The organism is Streptococcus sp. HMSC067A03 (assembly GCF_001814295.1).
In the GTDB taxonomy this organism is placed as follows: domain Bacteria; phylum Bacillota; class Bacilli; order Lactobacillales; family Streptococcaceae; genus Streptococcus; species Streptococcus constellatus.
The window spans coordinates 24,277-37,647 of record NZ_KV815678.1; the positions used below are offsets into that span (position 1 = coordinate 24,277).

Sequence of the window (13,371 nt, forward strand, 5' to 3'; positions counted from 1 at the left end):
GTCACAATGGCAAACGTAAAATTATTTGACCAAACTGGTAAAGAAGCTGGTGAAGTAGTTCTTAACGATGCAGTATTTGGTATCGAACCAAATGAATCAGTTGTATTTGATGTTGTCATCAGTCAACGTGCAAGTCTTCGTCAAGGAACTCACGCTGTTAAAAACCGCTCTGCAGTATCAGGTGGCGGACGCAAACCATGGCGTCAAAAAGGAACTGGACGTGCGCGTCAAGGTTCTATTCGCTCTCCACAATGGCGTGGTGGTGGTACCGTATTTGGTCCAACTCCTCGTTCATATGCCTACAAACTTCCACAAAAAGTTCGTAGATTGGCACTTAAATCAGTTTATTCTGAAAAAGTTGCTGAAAACAAATTCGTAGCTGTAGACAGCCTTTCATTTACAGCTCCAAAAACTGCTGAGTTTGCGAAAGTACTTGCTGCGCTTAGCATTGATTCAAAAGTACTTGTAATTCTTGAAGAAGGAAATGAATTTGCTGCACTTTCAGCTCGTAACCTTCCAAATGTGAAAGTTGCAACTGCAACAACTGCAAGTGTTCTTGACATCGTAAATAGCGACAAACTTCTTGTTACTAAAGAAGCTATCTCTACAATCGAGGAGGTTCTTGCATAATGAATTTGTATGACGTAATCAAAAAGCCTATCATTACAGAAAGCTCAATGGCTCTTCTTGAAGAGGGTAAATACGTATTTGAGGTGGACACTCGTGCTCATAAGCTTCTTATCAAACAAGCAGTTGAAGCTGCTTTTGATGGAGTAAAGGTTGCAAACGTGAACACAATCAATGTAAAACCAAAAGCAAAACGTGTAGGGCGTTATACTGGTTTTACAAATAAAACTAAAAAAGCTATCATCACTCTTACAGCTGATTCAAAAGCAATCGAGTTGTTTGGTGCTGAAACAGAATAATCTAAGGAGGAAATATCGTGGGAATCAGAGTTTATAAACCAACTACAAATGGTCGCCGTAATATGACTTCTTTGGATTTTGCCGAAATCACAACGAGCACTCCAGAAAAAACTTTGCTTGTTTCTTTGAACAACAAAGCCGGTCGTAACAACAACGGTCGTATCACTGTTCGTCACCAAGGCGGCGGACACAAACGCCACTATCGTTTAATTGACTTCAAACGCAATAAAGATGGTGTTGAAGCAGTTGTTAAAACAATTGAATACGATCCAAATCGTTCAGCGAATATCGCTCTTGTACATTACACTGATGGTGTAAAAGCTTATATCATCGCTCCTAAGGGCCTTGAAGTTGGCCAACGCATCGTTTCTGGACCAGAAGCAGATATCAAAGTCGGAAACGCTCTTCCACTCGCTAATATCCCAGTCGGTACATTGATTCATAATATTGAATTGAAACCAGGTCATGGCGGTGAATTAGTACGTGCTGCCGGAGCTTCTGCTCAAGTGTTGGGACAAGAAGGGAAATACGTCCTTGTTCGTCTTCAATCTGGTGAAGTTCGTATGATTCTTGGCACTTGCCGTGCCACAGTTGGTGTTGTCGGAAATGAACAACACGGTTTGGTTAATCTTGGTAAAGCAGGACGTAGCCGTTGGAAAGGTATTCGCCCGACAGTTCGCGGTTCTGTAATGAACCCTAACGATCACCCGCACGGTGGTGGTGAAGGTAAAGCACCAGTTGGTCGTAAAGCGCCATCTACTCCATGGGGCAAACCTGCTCTTGGACTTAAAACTCGTAACAAAAAAGCGAAATCTGACAAACTCATCGTTCGTCGTCGCAACGAGAAATAATCTAAAACAATCTATCCGCCAGCTCGGTAGCGCTGCTAAGCAGCGCAGGCCGCTGTGGTACTTATTTTAAAGGAGAAAACATAAAAATGGGACGCAGTCTTAAAAAAGGACCTTTCGTCGATGAGCATTTGATGAAGAAAGTTGAAGCTCAAGCCAACGACGAAAAGAAAAAAGTCATCAAAACTTGGTCACGTCGTTCAACGATCTTCCCAAGTTTCATTGGATATACAATCGCAGTCTATGACGGCCGCAAGCATGTACCTGTATATATTCAGGAAGACATGGTAGGTCACAAGCTTGGTGAGTTTGCGCCAACTCGTACTTACAAGGGTCACGCAGCTGACGATAAGAAGACACGTAGATAAGAGAGGAGAAGGACATGGCAGAAATTACTTCAGCTAAAGCAATGGCTCGTACAGTGCGCGTTTCCCCTCGCAAATCTCGTCTGGTTTTGGACAATATCCGTGGGAAAGATGTCGCTGACGCAATCGCAATCTTGAAATTCACTCCAAACAAAGCTGCTGGCATTATCGAAAAAGTGCTCAATTCAGCAATCGCTAACGCAGAAAACAATTTTGGTTTGGAAAAAGCAAACTTGGTAGTATCTGAAGCTTACGCAAACGAAGGACCAACCATGAAACGTTTCCGTCCACGTGCGAAAGGTTCAGCTTCACCAATCAACAAACGCACTAGCCACATCACAGTGGTTGTTGCAGAAAAATAAGGAGGTAAAATCGTGGGTCAAAAAGTACATCCAATAGGTATGCGTGTCGGTATCATCCGTGACTGGGATGCCAAATGGTATGCTGAAAAAGAATACGCGGATTACCTTCATGAAGATCTTGCAATCCGTAAATTCATTCAAAAAGAATTAGCTGACGCAGCTGTTTCAACTATTGAAATCGAACGCGCAGTAAACAAAGTAAATGTTTCCCTTCACACTGCCAAACCAGGTATGGTTATCGGTAAAGGTGGTGCAAACGTTGATGCACTTCGTGCAAAACTTAACAAATTGACTAGAAAACAAGTCCACATCAACATCATTGAAATCAAATCACCAGATTTAGATGCTCATCTTGTTGGTGAAGGTATTGCTCGCCAGTTAGAGCAACGTGTTGCTTTCCGCCGTGCTCAAAAACAAGCTATCCAACGTACTATGCGTGCTGGTGCTAAAGGGATTAAAACTCAAGTATCTGGTCGTTTGAACGGTGCAGATATCGCTCGTGCAGAAGGATATTCTGAAGGAACTGTTCCACTTCACACACTTCGCGCAGATATTGACTACGCTTGGGAAGAAGCAGATACTACTTACGGTAAACTTGGTGTTAAAGTTTGGATTTACCGCGGAGAAGTTCTTCCGGCTCGTAAAAACACTAAAGGAGGTAAATAACCAATGTTAGTACCTAAACGTGTTAAACACCGTCGCGAATTTCGTGGTAAAATGCGCGGTGAAGCTAAAGGTGGTAAAGAAGTAGCATTTGGAGAATATGGTCTTCAAGCAACTACTAGCCATTGGATCACAAACCGCCAAATCGAAGCTGCCCGTATCGCTATGACGCGTTACATGAAACGTGGTGGTAAAGTTTGGATTAAAATCTTCCCACATAAATCATACACTGCCAAAGCTATCGGTGTGCGTATGGGATCTGGGAAAGGTGCTCCAGAAGGTTGGGTTGCACCCGTTAAACGTGGCAAAGTGATGTTTGAAATCGCTGGTGTATCAGAAGAAGTTGCTCGTGAAGCCCTTCGTCTTGCAAGCCACAAATTGCCAGTTAAAACAAAATTCGTAAAACGTGAAGCTGAATAAGGAGAAGGCATGAAACTTAATGAAGTAAAAGAATTTGTTAAAGAACTTCGTGGTCTTTCTCAAGAAGAACTCGCGAAGCGTGAAAATGAATTAAAGAAAGAATTGTTTGAACTTCGTTTCCAAGCAGCAGCGGGTCAATTAGAACAAACCGCACGCTTGAAAGAAGTGAAAAAACAAATCGCTCGTATCAAAACTGTTCAATCAGAAGTTAAGTAATAGACTTGGGAAAGGAGAAATTCTAAAATGGAACGTAATCAACGTAAAACTCTTGTTGGACGCGTTGTTTCTGACAAGATGGATAAAACAATCACAGTTGTAGTTGAAACTAAACGTAACCACCCAGTCTATGGTAAGCGTATTAACTACTCTAAAAAATACAAAGCACATGATGAAAATAACATCGCTAAAGAAGGCGACATCGTTCGTATCATGGAAACTCGTCCGCTTTCAGCTACAAAACGCTTCCGTCTTGTAGAAGTTGTAGAAGAAGCTGTTATTATCTAATCTTACCTGAAAGGAGAAAACTTAAATGATTCAAACAGAAACTCGTTTGAAAGTTGCTGACAACAGCGGTGCCCGCGAAATCTTGACAATCAAAGTTCTTGGTGGTTCAAAACGCAAATTCGCTAGCATTGGTGATGTCATCGTTGCATCTGTAAAACAAGCTACTCCTGGTGGTACGGTTAAAAAAGGTGACGTTGTAAAAGCGGTTATCGTTCGTACTAAATCAGGTGCTCGTCGTAAAGATGGTTCATACATCAAATTCGACGAAAACGCTGCAGTGATTATCCGTGATGATAAAACTCCTCGCGGAACTCGTATCTTTGGTCCAGTTGCACGTGAATTGCGTGAAGGTGGATTCATGAAGATTGTGTCACTTGCCCCAGAAGTACTTTAATCTCAAACAAACTAAGTCCCCTATCTTTAATTAGATAGGGTGCCTATCAAGGCGTAAGAAATCAAAGGAGAAACCAATGTTTGTAAAAACTGGCGACAAAGTTCGCGTGATTGCTGGTAAGGACAAAGGTGTTGAAGCCAAAGTCATTGCCGCACTTCCAAAGGTAAATAAAGTTGTTGTTGAAGGTGTAAACATCATCAAGAAACACCAAAAACCTAATAATGAAAACCCTCAAGGTGCTATCGTAGAAAAAGAAGCACCAATCCATGTATCTAACGTTCAAGTGTTGGACAAAAATGGTGTTGCAGGGCGTGTTGGCTACAAGTTTGTAGATGGCAAAAAAGTTCGTTACAATAAAAAATCAGGCGAAGTGCTTGACTAATCACGAAGGAAAGGAGAAGTATAATGGCTAATCGTTTAAAAGAAAAATATCTTAATGAAGTAGTTCCTGCTTTGACTGAAAAGTTCAACTACTCATCTGTTATGGCTGTGCCAAAAGTGGATAAAATCGTTTTGAACATGGGTGTTGGTGACGCTGTTTCAAACGCTAAAAATCTTGAAAAAGCTGCTGAAGAGCTTGCTCTGATCTCAGGTCAAAAACCACTTATTACTAAAGCTAAAAAATCAATCGCCGGCTTCCGTCTTCGTGAAGGTGTAGCGATCGGTGCTAAAGTAACTCTTCGTGGTGAACGTATGTATGAGTTTTTGGATAAATTGGTTACTGTATCGCTTCCACGTGTTCGTGACTTCCACGGAGTTCCAACAAAATCATTTGATGGACGTGGAAACTATACACTTGGTGTGAAAGAACAGTTGATTTTCCCAGAAATTAGCTTTGATGATGTTGATAAGACACGCGGTCTAGATATCGTTATCGTAACAACTGCTAACACCGATGAAGAATCACGTGAATTGCTTACAGGCCTTGGAATGCCTTTTGCAAAATAATCTAGGAGGTAAATAAATTGGCTAAAAAATCAATGATTGCTAAGAACAAACGCCCAGCGAAGTTCTCTACGCAAGCTTACACTCGTTGCGAACGTTGTGGTCGTCCACATTCTGTTTACCGCAAATTTAAACTTTGCCGTGTTTGCTTCCGTGAATTGGCATACAAAGGACAAATTCCAGGCGTTACCAAAGCATCTTGGTAATATTATGATGTGAGAGCGTTAAGAGAACGCAGTAAAAATAGGAAGTTTGATGCAGGAGCGATGCTCCAAAGCTGTCACGCTCTCTGTATCATGTATTAACTAGCAAGTGAAAGCTTCAAACTACTAGTAAGAGGAGAAAATAAAAATGGTTATGACTGACCCAATTGCAGACTTTTTAACACGTATTCGTAATGCGAACCAAGCAAAACACGAAGTGTTGGAAGTACCTGCTTCAAACATTAAAAAAGGAATTGCTGAAATTCTTAAACGCGAAGGTTTTGTGAAAAACGTTGAGTACATTGAAGATGACAAACAAGGTGTTATTCGTGTATTCTTGAAATACGATCAAAACGGTGGAAAAGTAATCACTGGTTTGAAACGTATTTCAACTCCAGGGCTTCGTGTTTATAAAAAACGTGAAGATCTTCCAAAAGTTTTAAATGGACTTGGAATTGCAATCATTTCAACATCTGAAGGCTTGTTGACCGATAAGGAAGCACGTCAAAAGAATGTTGGTGGGGAAGTAATCGCCTACGTTTGGTAAAATTAAGATACAAAGCTCGTAAAGAACAAAGCAAAATTAGGAAGTTGGAGCAGTTTGTTTACAAACCAGCCAACTTATCTATTTTGCACAGTTCTTAGAGCGTGTTCAATTTAGCTATTGAACACAATAAGTATCTTTAACCCCGTGAAAACTAGTCGCTTTGCGGCTTGATAATCTAACAGGAGAAAAATAACATGTCACGTATTGGTAATAAAGTTATTCCATTGCCTGCTGGTGTTGAATTGACCAACAAGGACAACGTAGTAACTGTAAAAGGACCTAAAGGAGAACTCACTCGTACGTTCTCAACAGATATTGAAATCCGTGTGGAAGGAACAGAATTAACACTTCACCGTCCAAACGATACAAAAGAAATGAAAACAATTCACGGAACAACTCGTGCCCTTTTGAACAACATGGTTCATGGTGTCTCAGAAGGCTTCAAGAAAGAACTTGAAATGCGCGGGGTTGGTTACCGTGCTCAACTTCAAGGGAAAAAGCTTGTGCTTTCAGTTGGTAAATCGCATCCAGATGAAGTAGAAGCTCCTGAAGGTATTACTTTTGAACTTCCAAATCCAACGACTATTGTTGTGAGTGGAATTTCAAAAGAAGTAGTAGGGCAAACTGCTGCTTACATTCGTAGTCTGCGTGCTCCAGAACCATATAAAGGTAAAGGTATCCGCTACGTTGGTGAATTTGTTCGCCGTAAAGAAGGTAAAACAGGTAAATAATGTTAAACGGTTGTTCTTCAACCGAAATAATTATTTCCAACTTTGTGCTTAGGCACACAATAAAATTAAGAGGTGAAAATTGTGATTTCGAAACCAGATAAAAACAAAGTCCGCCAAAAACGCCATCGTCGCGTTCGCGGAAAACTCTCTGGAACTGCTGATCGCCCACGTTTGAACGTTTTTCGTTCTAATACAGGCATCTACGCTCAAGTAATTGATGACGTAGCGGGTGTAACGCTCGCAAGCGCTTCAACTCTTGACAAAGAAGTTTCAAAAGGAACTAAGACTGAACAAGCCGTTGTTGTTGGTAAACTCGTTGCTGAACGTGCAGTTGCTAAAGGTATTTCTGAAGTGGTGTTTGACCGCGGTGGATATCTCTATCACGGACGTGTAAAAGCTTTGGCTGATGCAGCTCGTGAAAACGGATTGAAATTCTAATAGGGAGGACACTAGAAAATGGCATTTAAAGACAATGCAGTTGAACTTGAAGAACGCGTAGTTGCGATTAACCGTGTTACTAAAGTTGTTAAAGGTGGACGTCGTCTTCGTTTTGCAGCTCTTGTAGTTGTCGGTGACCGTAATGGTCGTGTAGGCTTCGGTACTGGTAAAGCTCAAGAAGTACCAGAAGCTATTCGCAAGGCAGTTGAAGATGCGAAGAAAAATTTGATTGAAGTACCAATGGTTGGCACAACAATTCCTCACGAAGTTCTTTCAGAATTTGGTGGAGCTAAAGTATTGTTGAAACCAGCTGTAGAAGGTTCTGGAGTTGCTGCTGGCGGCGCTGTTCGTGCCGTTATCGAATTGGCAGGTGTGGCAGATGTAACATCTAAATCGCTTGGCTCTAACACTCCAATCAACATTGTTCGTGCAACTGTTGAAGGTTTGAAACAATTAAAACGCGCTGAAGAAGTTGCTGCCCTTCGTGGTATTTCAGTTTCTGACTTGGCATAAGAAAGGAGATAACATGGCTCAAATTAAAATTACTTTGACTAAGTCTCCAATCGGACGCATCCCGTCACAACGTAAAACTGTTGTAGCACTTGGACTTGGCAAATTGAACAGCTCAGTTATCAAAGAAGACAATGCTGCCGTTCGTGGTATGATTACAGCTGTTTCTCATTTGGTAACTGTTGAAGAAGTAAAGTAAGCAAAAATTTTTGCTGCAAAACTTTAACTTGAAAATAAATTAGGGGATGGGAGAAATTTCTCAGCCCCTAAAACTAAATATGTGTATAGGCGAGTTTGCAGTAGGGACACCTTTTCCCTGCTGCGAGCGCTAGCATTTTACAAAAGAGGAGAAAATAATAATGAAACTTCATGAATTACAACCTGCTACAGGTTCTCGTAAAGTCCACAATCGTGTTGGTCGTGGTACTTCATCAGGTAATGGTAAAACTTCTGGCCGCGGTCAAAAAGGTCAAAAAGCTCGTAGTGGTGGAAAAGTTCGTCTTGGCTTTGAAGGTGGACAAACACCATTGTTCCGTCGTATGCCAAAACGTGGTTTCTTAAATATTAATCGTAAAGAATATGCAATTGTTAACCTTGATCAATTGAATGGCTTTGAAGATGGTACAGAAGTAACACCAGTTGTTCTCGTTGAAGCAGGTATTGTAAAAGCTGAAAAATCTGGTGTTAAGATTCTTGGTAATGGTGAATTGACGAAGAAATTGACTGTTAAAGCAGCTAGATTCTCTAAATCAGCCGAAGAAGCTATCACTGCTAAAGGTGGTTCAGTGGAAGTCATCTAAGTGAGGTGACCTATGTTTTTTAAACTATTAAAAGATGCATTAAAAATCAAACAGGTTCGTTCTAAAATTCTCTTTACAATTTTTATTGTATTAGTATTTCGAATTGGTACAACGATCACTGTTCCAGGTGTTAATGCAAAAAGCTTAGAAGCTCTTAATGGGCTTTCCTTTCTAAACATGCTTAGTCTTGTATCAGGTAATGCGTTGCGAAATTTCTCAGTTTTTGCATTGGGAGTGAGTCCATACATTACCGCATCCATTGTTGTACAACTACTCCAAATGGATATTTTACCTAAGTTTGTAGAATGGGGGAAACAAGGTGAAGTTGGACGAAGAAAGTTAAATCAAGCGACGCGCTATATTGCCTTAGTCTTGGCATTTGTTCAATCTATCGGTATTACAGCAGGCTTCCATACCTTATCTAGTGCTAAGTTGGTGGCAACACCTAATTGGCAGACCTATTTGTTAATTGGTTTTCTGTTAACGACGGGTTCTATGATTGTGACTTGGTTAGGGGAACAAATTACAGATAAAGGCTATGGTAACGGTGTTTCTATGATTATCTTTGCAGGTATCGTAGCAGCAATTCCAGGAATGATTAAGAGTATATATGTAGACTACTTTGTCAATGTACCAAGCAGCCGTATTACTTCATCTATCATTTTTGTTACTATTCTGATTATAGCTGTTTTACTCATTGTTTACTTTACAACCTTCGTTCAACAAGCAGAATATAAAATTCCAATCCAGTATACCAAGATAGCTCAAGGGGCACCTTCTAGCTCTTACCTTCCTTTGAAAGTTAACCCAGCAGGTGTTATTCCTGTTATCTTTGCAAGTTCGATTACTGCTGCACCTGCAGCTATTTTCCAATTTTTGACAGCTACAGGTCACAATACACAGTGGGTTCGAGTGGCGCAGTCGTTGTTTGCGACGACGACAGTCAGCGGCATCGCAATGTATGCTCTCTTGATTATTTTGTTTACATTTTTCTATACATTTGTACAAATCAATCCAGAGAAAACTGCGGAAAATTTGCAAAAGAGCGGTGCCTATATTCATGGTGTCCGTCCGGGTAAAGGTACAGAAGAATACATGTCCAAGCTGCTTCGTCGCTTGGCAACAGTTGGTTCACTTTTCTTAGGCTTTATTTCGATTTTACCGATTTTAGCCAAGGATTTATTTGGATTGACAGATGCTGTTGCTTTGGGTGGTACTAGTTTGTTGATTATTATTGCGACTGGTATTGAAGGGATGAAACAACTTGAAGGTTATCTTCTAAAGAGAAAATATACTGGCTTTATGAATACAACAGAATAGAATAAAGTAAAGAAAGATATTTTAACTTGAAAAGCAATTTGCGTTAAATAACGAACGCAATGGTTGATGATGAAAATGAGCTTTTGTTTTCATCTTGAATCAACTATGTTGCGGGGTGGGAGAGCAAATCGAAAATCATAGATTTTCTGAAGTCTGTCCCACTCTTTCTATTTTGTTTTTAAATAAGTTTATGAAATGCTGTTAATTAATAGATTTGTTTAAAAACAAAAAAGGAGAAGGATTATGAATCTTTTGATTATGGGCTTGCCAGGCGCAGGCAAGGGAACACAAGCAGCCAAAATCGTTGAGAAATTTGGTGTTGCACATATTTCAACGGGAGATATGTTTCGTGCAGCTATGGCAAACCAAACTGAAATGGGTGTACTTGCTAAATCATACATTGACAAAGGCGAATTAGTACCTGATGAAGTGACCAATGGAATTGTCAAAGAACGACTATCACAAGATGATATTAAAGAAAAAGGCTTTTTGTTAGACGGTTACCCACGCACCATTGAGCAAGCTCATGCGTTGGATGAGATATTAACTGCCCTTGGTCTTGTTTTGGATGGGGTTGTCAATATTGAAGTAGATCCGAATAGTCTACTAGAGCGCTTGAGTGGACGGATTATTCATAAAAAAACGGGAGAAACTTTCCATAAAGTATTTAATCCACCAGCAGATTATAATGAAGAAGATTATTACCAACGTGAAGATGACAAACCTGAAACAGTGAAACGTCGTTTGGATGTCAACATTGCACAAGGTCAGCCGATTATTGATCATTATCGCGCTCAAGGTTTGGTTCATGATATTCAAGGTAACCAAGAAATTGATGCAGTCTTTGCTGACATCGAAAAAGTCTTGATGAATTTGAAATAAAAGCGTTTTTCAAGCTTGCAATATTTGACAAGTAGTGATACAATGAATTAGTCTGACTTATAATTGTTACCTCTGTGTCCAGAGGAACGAATCGAAATTTAGGGAGGTGCTTTTGCGTGGCAAAAGACGATGTGATTGAAGTTGAAGGCAAGGTTGTTGATACCATGCCAAATGCAATGTTTACGGTTGAACTTGAAAATGGACATCAGATTTTGGCAACAGTTTCTGGTAAAATTCGTAAAAATTATATTCGTATTTTAGCGGGAGACCGTGTTACTGTCGAGATGAGTCCATATGATTTGACACGTGGACGGATCACCTACCGCTTTAAATAATCGAAATACTTGGAGGGATAAAAAATGAAAGTAAGACCATCGGTCAAACCAATTTGCGAATACTGTAAAGTTATTCGTCGTAATGGTCGTGTTATGGTAATTTGCCCAGCAAACCCAAAACACAAACAACGTCAAGGATAATAGAAAGGAGAAAAAATGGCTCGTATTGCTGGAGTTGATATTCCAAATGACAAACGTGTAGTTGTTTCACTTACTTATGTATACGGTATCGGTCTTCCAACTTCTAAGAAAATTTTGGCTGCTGCTGGAGTTTCAGAAGATATTCGTGTGAAAGATTTAACATCTGATCAGGAAGATGCTATCCGTCGTGAAGTTGATGCTATCAAAGTTGAAGGTGACCTTCGTCGCGAAGTAAACTTAAACATCAAGCGTTTGATGGAAATCGGTTCATATCGTGGAATCCGTCATCGTCGTGGACTTCCTGTACGTGGACAAAACACTAAGAACAACGCTCGCACTCGTAAAGGGAAAGCTGTTGCGATTGCTGGTAAGAAAAAATAATATAAGGAGGTAAAAAGTCTTGGCTAAACCAACACGTAAACGTCGTGTGAAGAAAAATATCGAATCTGGTATTGCTCATATTCACGCTACATTTAACAACACTATTGTTATGATTACTGATGTGCATGGTAACGCAATTGCTTGGTCATCTGCTGGAGCTCTTGGATTTAAAGGTTCTCGTAAATCTACACCATTTGCTGCCCAAATGGCATCTGAAGCTGCTGCAAAATCTGCACAAGAACACGGTCTTAAATCAGTTGAAGTTACTGTTAAAGGTCCAGGTTCTGGTCGTGAGTCAGCTATTCGTGCTCTTGCTGCCGCTGGTCTTGAAGTAACAGCTATTCGTGATGTGACTCCTGTGCCACACAATGGTGCTCGTCCTCCAAAACGTCGCCGTGTATAATCATAAACCATTACACTGCTTTTCGTTTAAGAGGGAGTAACTAAATGATTGAGTTTGAAAAACCAAATATAACAAAAATTGATGAAAATAAAGACTACGGCATATTTGTAGTAGAACCACTAGAACGTGGTTATGGTACAACGCTTGGGAACTCACTTCGTCGTGTACTTCTTGCATCTCTACCAGGTGCTGCTGTAACATCTATCAATATTGAAGGTGTATTGCACGAATTCGATACAGTTCCAGGTGTCCGTGAAGATGTGATGCAAATCATTCTGAACGTCAAAGGGATTGCTGTAAAATCTTACGTCGAAGACGAAAAGACGATTGAACTGGATGTTGAAGGTCCTGCAGAAATTACTGCCGGTGATATTTTGACAGATAGTGATATTGAAATTGTAAATCCTGATCATTATCTTTTTACAATCGGTGAAGGCGCTAGCTTAAAAGCTATTATGACTGTAAATGCAGGTCGTGGTTATGTGCCGGCTGATGAAAATAAAAAAGATGATGCACCAGTAGGAACGCTTGCGGTAGATTCAATCTATACGCCGGTGAAAAAGGTTAATTACCAAGTTGAACCAGCTCGCGTTGGTAGCAATGATGGTTTTGATAAATTAACTCTTGAAATCATGACAGACGGAACGATTATTCCAGAAGATGCCTTGGGACTTTCTGCGCGTATTTTAACGCAACATTTGGATTTATTCACTAATTTAACTGAAGTGGCAAAATCTACCGATGTAATGAAAGAAACAGAAAAAGTTTCAGATGATCGTGTGTTAGATCGTACAATTGAGGAATTGGATTTATCAGTTCGTTCATACAACTGCTTGAAACGAGCTGGTATCAATACTGTATTTGATTTGACAGAAAAAACTGAACCTGAAATGATGAAAGTAAGAAATCTAGGACGGAAGAGTCTTGAAGAGGTAAAAGTAAAACTTTCTGATCTCGGTCTTGGATTAAAAAACGATAAATAAAGGAGGAAAACATGGCTTACCGTAAACTAGGACGCACTAGCTCACAACGTAAAGCAATGCTTCGCGATTTAACCACTGACTTGATTATCAATGAATCAATCGTGACGACAGAAGCTCGTGCAAAAGAAATCCGTAAAACAGTAGAAAAAATGATTACCTTGGGTAAACGAGGAGACTTGCATGCACGCCGTCAAGCAGCAGCTTATGTACGTAATGAAATTGCATCAGAAAACTATGATGAAGAAACAGCAAAATATACTTCAACTACTG

The 13,371-nt window shown here is 40.2% G+C and carries 27 protein-coding genes; all 27 read left to right on the forward strand.

Going from position 1 to position 13,371, the window contains the following annotated elements:
* Nucleotides 1-6 precede the first annotated feature (6 nt).
* Nucleotides 7-630 carry a 50S ribosomal protein L4 gene (gene rplD / locus HMPREF2963_RS07005; RefSeq protein ID WP_003029483.1) on the forward strand — a complete coding sequence of 208 codons (624 nt, stop codon included), beginning with the start codon at nt 7-9 and terminating at the stop codon, nt 628-630.
* Nucleotides 630-926, forward strand: a complete 297-nt coding sequence (locus HMPREF2963_RS07010; RefSeq protein ID WP_003029482.1) for a 50S ribosomal protein L23 — start codon at nt 630-632, stop codon at nt 924-926. The genes rplD and HMPREF2963_RS07010 overlap by 1 nt, the downstream gene beginning before the upstream one ends.
* 17 nt (nt 927-943) lie before the next feature.
* Nucleotides 944-1,777, forward strand: a complete 834-nt coding sequence (rplB, locus tag HMPREF2963_RS07015; protein ID WP_003071334.1) for a 50S ribosomal protein L2 — start codon at nt 944-946, stop codon at nt 1,775-1,777.
* 86 nt (nt 1,778-1,863) lie between these two features.
* Nucleotides 1,864-2,142 (forward strand): 30S ribosomal protein S19, encoded by a 279-nt coding sequence (rpsS, locus tag HMPREF2963_RS07020; protein WP_000533765.1) that lies wholly within the window; start codon nt 1,864-1,866, stop codon nt 2,140-2,142.
* Between the two features lie 14 nt (nt 2,143-2,156).
* Nucleotides 2,157-2,501, forward strand: coding sequence for a 50S ribosomal protein L22 (rplV, locus tag HMPREF2963_RS07025; RefSeq protein ID WP_003026550.1), 345 nt, complete (start codon nt 2,157-2,159; stop codon nt 2,499-2,501).
* 12 nt (nt 2,502-2,513) lie between these two features.
* A complete protein-coding gene (rpsC, locus tag HMPREF2963_RS07030; RefSeq protein ID WP_003071330.1) occupies nt 2,514-3,167 on the forward strand; it encodes a 30S ribosomal protein S3 in 654 nt (217 codons plus the stop codon).
* Between the two features lie 3 nt (nt 3,168-3,170).
* On the forward strand, nt 3,171-3,584 hold the full coding sequence (gene rplP / locus HMPREF2963_RS07035; protein WP_003062852.1) for a 50S ribosomal protein L16: 414 nt from the start codon (nt 3,171-3,173) through the stop codon (nt 3,582-3,584).
* A 9-nt stretch (nt 3,585-3,593) separates the two neighbouring features.
* Nucleotides 3,594-3,800 carry a 50S ribosomal protein L29 gene (gene rpmC, locus HMPREF2963_RS07040; RefSeq protein WP_003071328.1) on the forward strand — a complete coding sequence of 69 codons (207 nt, stop codon included), beginning with the start codon at nt 3,594-3,596 and terminating at the stop codon, nt 3,798-3,800.
* Between the two features lie 27 nt (nt 3,801-3,827).
* A complete protein-coding gene (gene rpsQ, locus HMPREF2963_RS07045) occupies nt 3,828-4,088 on the forward strand; it encodes a 30S ribosomal protein S17 (protein ID WP_003026542.1) in 261 nt (86 codons plus the stop codon).
* A 25-nt stretch (nt 4,089-4,113) separates the two neighbouring features.
* Nucleotides 4,114-4,482: a 50S ribosomal protein L14 gene (gene rplN / locus HMPREF2963_RS07050; RefSeq protein ID WP_003071326.1), complete on the forward strand. Its 369-nt coding sequence runs from the start codon at nt 4,114-4,116 to the stop codon at nt 4,480-4,482.
* 76 nt (nt 4,483-4,558) lie between these two features.
* Nucleotides 4,559-4,864, forward strand: a complete 306-nt coding sequence (gene rplX, locus HMPREF2963_RS07055) for a 50S ribosomal protein L24 (RefSeq protein ID WP_003071325.1) — start codon at nt 4,559-4,561, stop codon at nt 4,862-4,864.
* A 23-nt stretch (nt 4,865-4,887) separates the two neighbouring features.
* On the forward strand, nt 4,888-5,430 hold the full coding sequence (gene rplE / locus HMPREF2963_RS07060; protein WP_003071324.1) for a 50S ribosomal protein L5: 543 nt from the start codon (nt 4,888-4,890) through the stop codon (nt 5,428-5,430).
* Between the two features lie 17 nt (nt 5,431-5,447).
* On the forward strand, nt 5,448-5,633 hold the full coding sequence (locus HMPREF2963_RS07065) for a type Z 30S ribosomal protein S14 (protein WP_001085699.1): 186 nt from the start codon (nt 5,448-5,450) through the stop codon (nt 5,631-5,633).
* A gap of 145 nt (nt 5,634-5,778) precedes the next feature.
* Complete coding sequence (rpsH, locus tag HMPREF2963_RS07070; RefSeq protein WP_003071323.1) at nt 5,779-6,177, forward strand: 30S ribosomal protein S8; 399 nt, start codon at nt 5,779-5,781, stop codon at nt 6,175-6,177.
* A 194-nt stretch (nt 6,178-6,371) separates the two neighbouring features.
* Entirely contained in the window at nt 6,372-6,908 is a 537-nt protein-coding gene (rplF, locus tag HMPREF2963_RS07075; protein WP_070669288.1) for a 50S ribosomal protein L6, read from the forward strand.
* Between the two features lie 81 nt (nt 6,909-6,989).
* Complete coding sequence (rplR, locus tag HMPREF2963_RS07080) at nt 6,990-7,346, forward strand: 50S ribosomal protein L18 (RefSeq protein ID WP_003040651.1); 357 nt, start codon at nt 6,990-6,992, stop codon at nt 7,344-7,346.
* 18 nt (nt 7,347-7,364) lie between these two features.
* Nucleotides 7,365-7,859 carry a 30S ribosomal protein S5 gene (gene rpsE / locus HMPREF2963_RS07085; protein WP_006269137.1) on the forward strand — a complete coding sequence of 165 codons (495 nt, stop codon included), beginning with the start codon at nt 7,365-7,367 and terminating at the stop codon, nt 7,857-7,859.
* A 13-nt stretch (nt 7,860-7,872) separates the two neighbouring features.
* Nucleotides 7,873-8,055 carry a 50S ribosomal protein L30 gene (gene rpmD / locus HMPREF2963_RS07090; protein WP_003029471.1) on the forward strand — a complete coding sequence of 61 codons (183 nt, stop codon included), beginning with the start codon at nt 7,873-7,875 and terminating at the stop codon, nt 8,053-8,055.
* 160 nt (nt 8,056-8,215) lie between these two features.
* The gene (gene rplO / locus HMPREF2963_RS07095; RefSeq protein ID WP_070669289.1) at nt 8,216-8,656 is read left to right on the forward strand and encodes a 50S ribosomal protein L15; all 441 of its coding nucleotides are present in this window, start codon (nt 8,216-8,218) and stop codon (nt 8,654-8,656) included.
* Nucleotides 8,657-8,668: 12 nt separating this feature from the next.
* Entirely contained in the window at nt 8,669-9,976 is a 1,308-nt protein-coding gene (secY, locus tag HMPREF2963_RS07100) for a preprotein translocase subunit SecY (protein WP_003071319.1), read from the forward strand.
* Nucleotides 9,977-10,219: 243 nt separating this feature from the next.
* Nucleotides 10,220-10,858: an adenylate kinase gene (locus tag HMPREF2963_RS07105; protein WP_003071318.1), complete on the forward strand. Its 639-nt coding sequence runs from the start codon at nt 10,220-10,222 to the stop codon at nt 10,856-10,858.
* Between the two features lie 116 nt (nt 10,859-10,974).
* The gene (gene infA / locus HMPREF2963_RS07110; protein WP_001029883.1) at nt 10,975-11,193 is read left to right on the forward strand and encodes a translation initiation factor IF-1; all 219 of its coding nucleotides are present in this window, start codon (nt 10,975-10,977) and stop codon (nt 11,191-11,193) included.
* A 24-nt stretch (nt 11,194-11,217) separates the two neighbouring features.
* Entirely contained in the window at nt 11,218-11,334 is a 117-nt protein-coding gene (gene rpmJ / locus HMPREF2963_RS09115) for a 50S ribosomal protein L36 (protein WP_001808836.1), read from the forward strand.
* A 15-nt stretch (nt 11,335-11,349) separates the two neighbouring features.
* Nucleotides 11,350-11,715, forward strand: a complete 366-nt coding sequence (gene rpsM, locus HMPREF2963_RS07115) for a 30S ribosomal protein S13 (protein WP_002262317.1) — start codon at nt 11,350-11,352, stop codon at nt 11,713-11,715.
* Nucleotides 11,716-11,734: 19 nt separating this feature from the next.
* The gene (gene rpsK / locus HMPREF2963_RS07120) at nt 11,735-12,118 is read left to right on the forward strand and encodes a 30S ribosomal protein S11 (protein WP_001118385.1); all 384 of its coding nucleotides are present in this window, start codon (nt 11,735-11,737) and stop codon (nt 12,116-12,118) included.
* A 44-nt stretch (nt 12,119-12,162) separates the two neighbouring features.
* Complete coding sequence (locus HMPREF2963_RS07125; RefSeq protein ID WP_003071316.1) at nt 12,163-13,101, forward strand: DNA-directed RNA polymerase subunit alpha; 939 nt, start codon at nt 12,163-12,165, stop codon at nt 13,099-13,101.
* Between the two features lie 11 nt (nt 13,102-13,112).
* The coding region (gene rplQ / locus HMPREF2963_RS07130) for a 50S ribosomal protein L17 (protein WP_070484755.1) at nt 13,113-13,371 on the forward strand (259 nt) is incomplete at its 3' end.

Bases quoted from the DNA above. Each gene is read 5' to 3' on its own strand.
- rpsQ (WP_003026542.1), top strand. From the start codon at position 3,828: ATGGAACGTAATCAACGTAAAACTCTTGTTGGACGCGTTGTTTCTGAC.
- secY (WP_003071319.1), top strand. From the start codon at position 8,669: ATGTTTTTTAAACTATTAAAAGATGCATTAAAAATCAAACAGGTTCGT.
- rpsS (WP_000533765.1), top strand. From the start codon at position 1,864: ATGGGACGCAGTCTTAAAAAAGGACCTTTCGTCGATGAGCATTTGATG.
- HMPREF2963_RS07105 (WP_003071318.1), top strand. From the start codon at position 10,220: ATGAATCTTTTGATTATGGGCTTGCCAGGCGCAGGCAAGGGAACACAA.
- rplO (WP_070669289.1), top strand. From the start codon at position 8,216: ATGAAACTTCATGAATTACAACCTGCTACAGGTTCTCGTAAAGTCCAC.
- rpmD (WP_003029471.1), top strand. From the start codon at position 7,873: ATGGCTCAAATTAAAATTACTTTGACTAAGTCTCCAATCGGACGCATC.
- rpsE (WP_006269137.1), top strand. From the start codon at position 7,365: ATGGCATTTAAAGACAATGCAGTTGAACTTGAAGAACGCGTAGTTGCG.
- rpmJ (WP_001808836.1), top strand. From the start codon at position 11,218: ATGAAAGTAAGACCATCGGTCAAACCAATTTGCGAATACTGTAAAGTT.
- rplF (WP_070669288.1), top strand. From the start codon at position 6,372: ATGTCACGTATTGGTAATAAAGTTATTCCATTGCCTGCTGGTGTTGAA.
- rpmC (WP_003071328.1), top strand. From the start codon at position 3,594: ATGAAACTTAATGAAGTAAAAGAATTTGTTAAAGAACTTCGTGGTCTT.
- rplV (WP_003026550.1), top strand. From the start codon at position 2,157: ATGGCAGAAATTACTTCAGCTAAAGCAATGGCTCGTACAGTGCGCGTT.
- rplN (WP_003071326.1), top strand. From the start codon at position 4,114: ATGATTCAAACAGAAACTCGTTTGAAAGTTGCTGACAACAGCGGTGCC.
- rplD (WP_003029483.1), top strand. From the start codon at position 7: ATGGCAAACGTAAAATTATTTGACCAAACTGGTAAAGAAGCTGGTGAA.
- rpsH (WP_003071323.1), top strand. From the start codon at position 5,779: ATGGTTATGACTGACCCAATTGCAGACTTTTTAACACGTATTCGTAAT.
- rpsM (WP_002262317.1), top strand. From the start codon at position 11,350: ATGGCTCGTATTGCTGGAGTTGATATTCCAAATGACAAACGTGTAGTT.
- rplE (WP_003071324.1), top strand. From the start codon at position 4,888: ATGGCTAATCGTTTAAAAGAAAAATATCTTAATGAAGTAGTTCCTGCT.
- HMPREF2963_RS07125 (WP_003071316.1), top strand. From the start codon at position 12,163: ATGATTGAGTTTGAAAAACCAAATATAACAAAAATTGATGAAAATAAA.
- HMPREF2963_RS07010 (WP_003029482.1), top strand. From the start codon at position 630: ATGAATTTGTATGACGTAATCAAAAAGCCTATCATTACAGAAAGCTCA.
- rplX (WP_003071325.1), top strand. From the start codon at position 4,559: ATGTTTGTAAAAACTGGCGACAAAGTTCGCGTGATTGCTGGTAAGGAC.
- rplP (WP_003062852.1), top strand. From the start codon at position 3,171: ATGTTAGTACCTAAACGTGTTAAACACCGTCGCGAATTTCGTGGTAAA.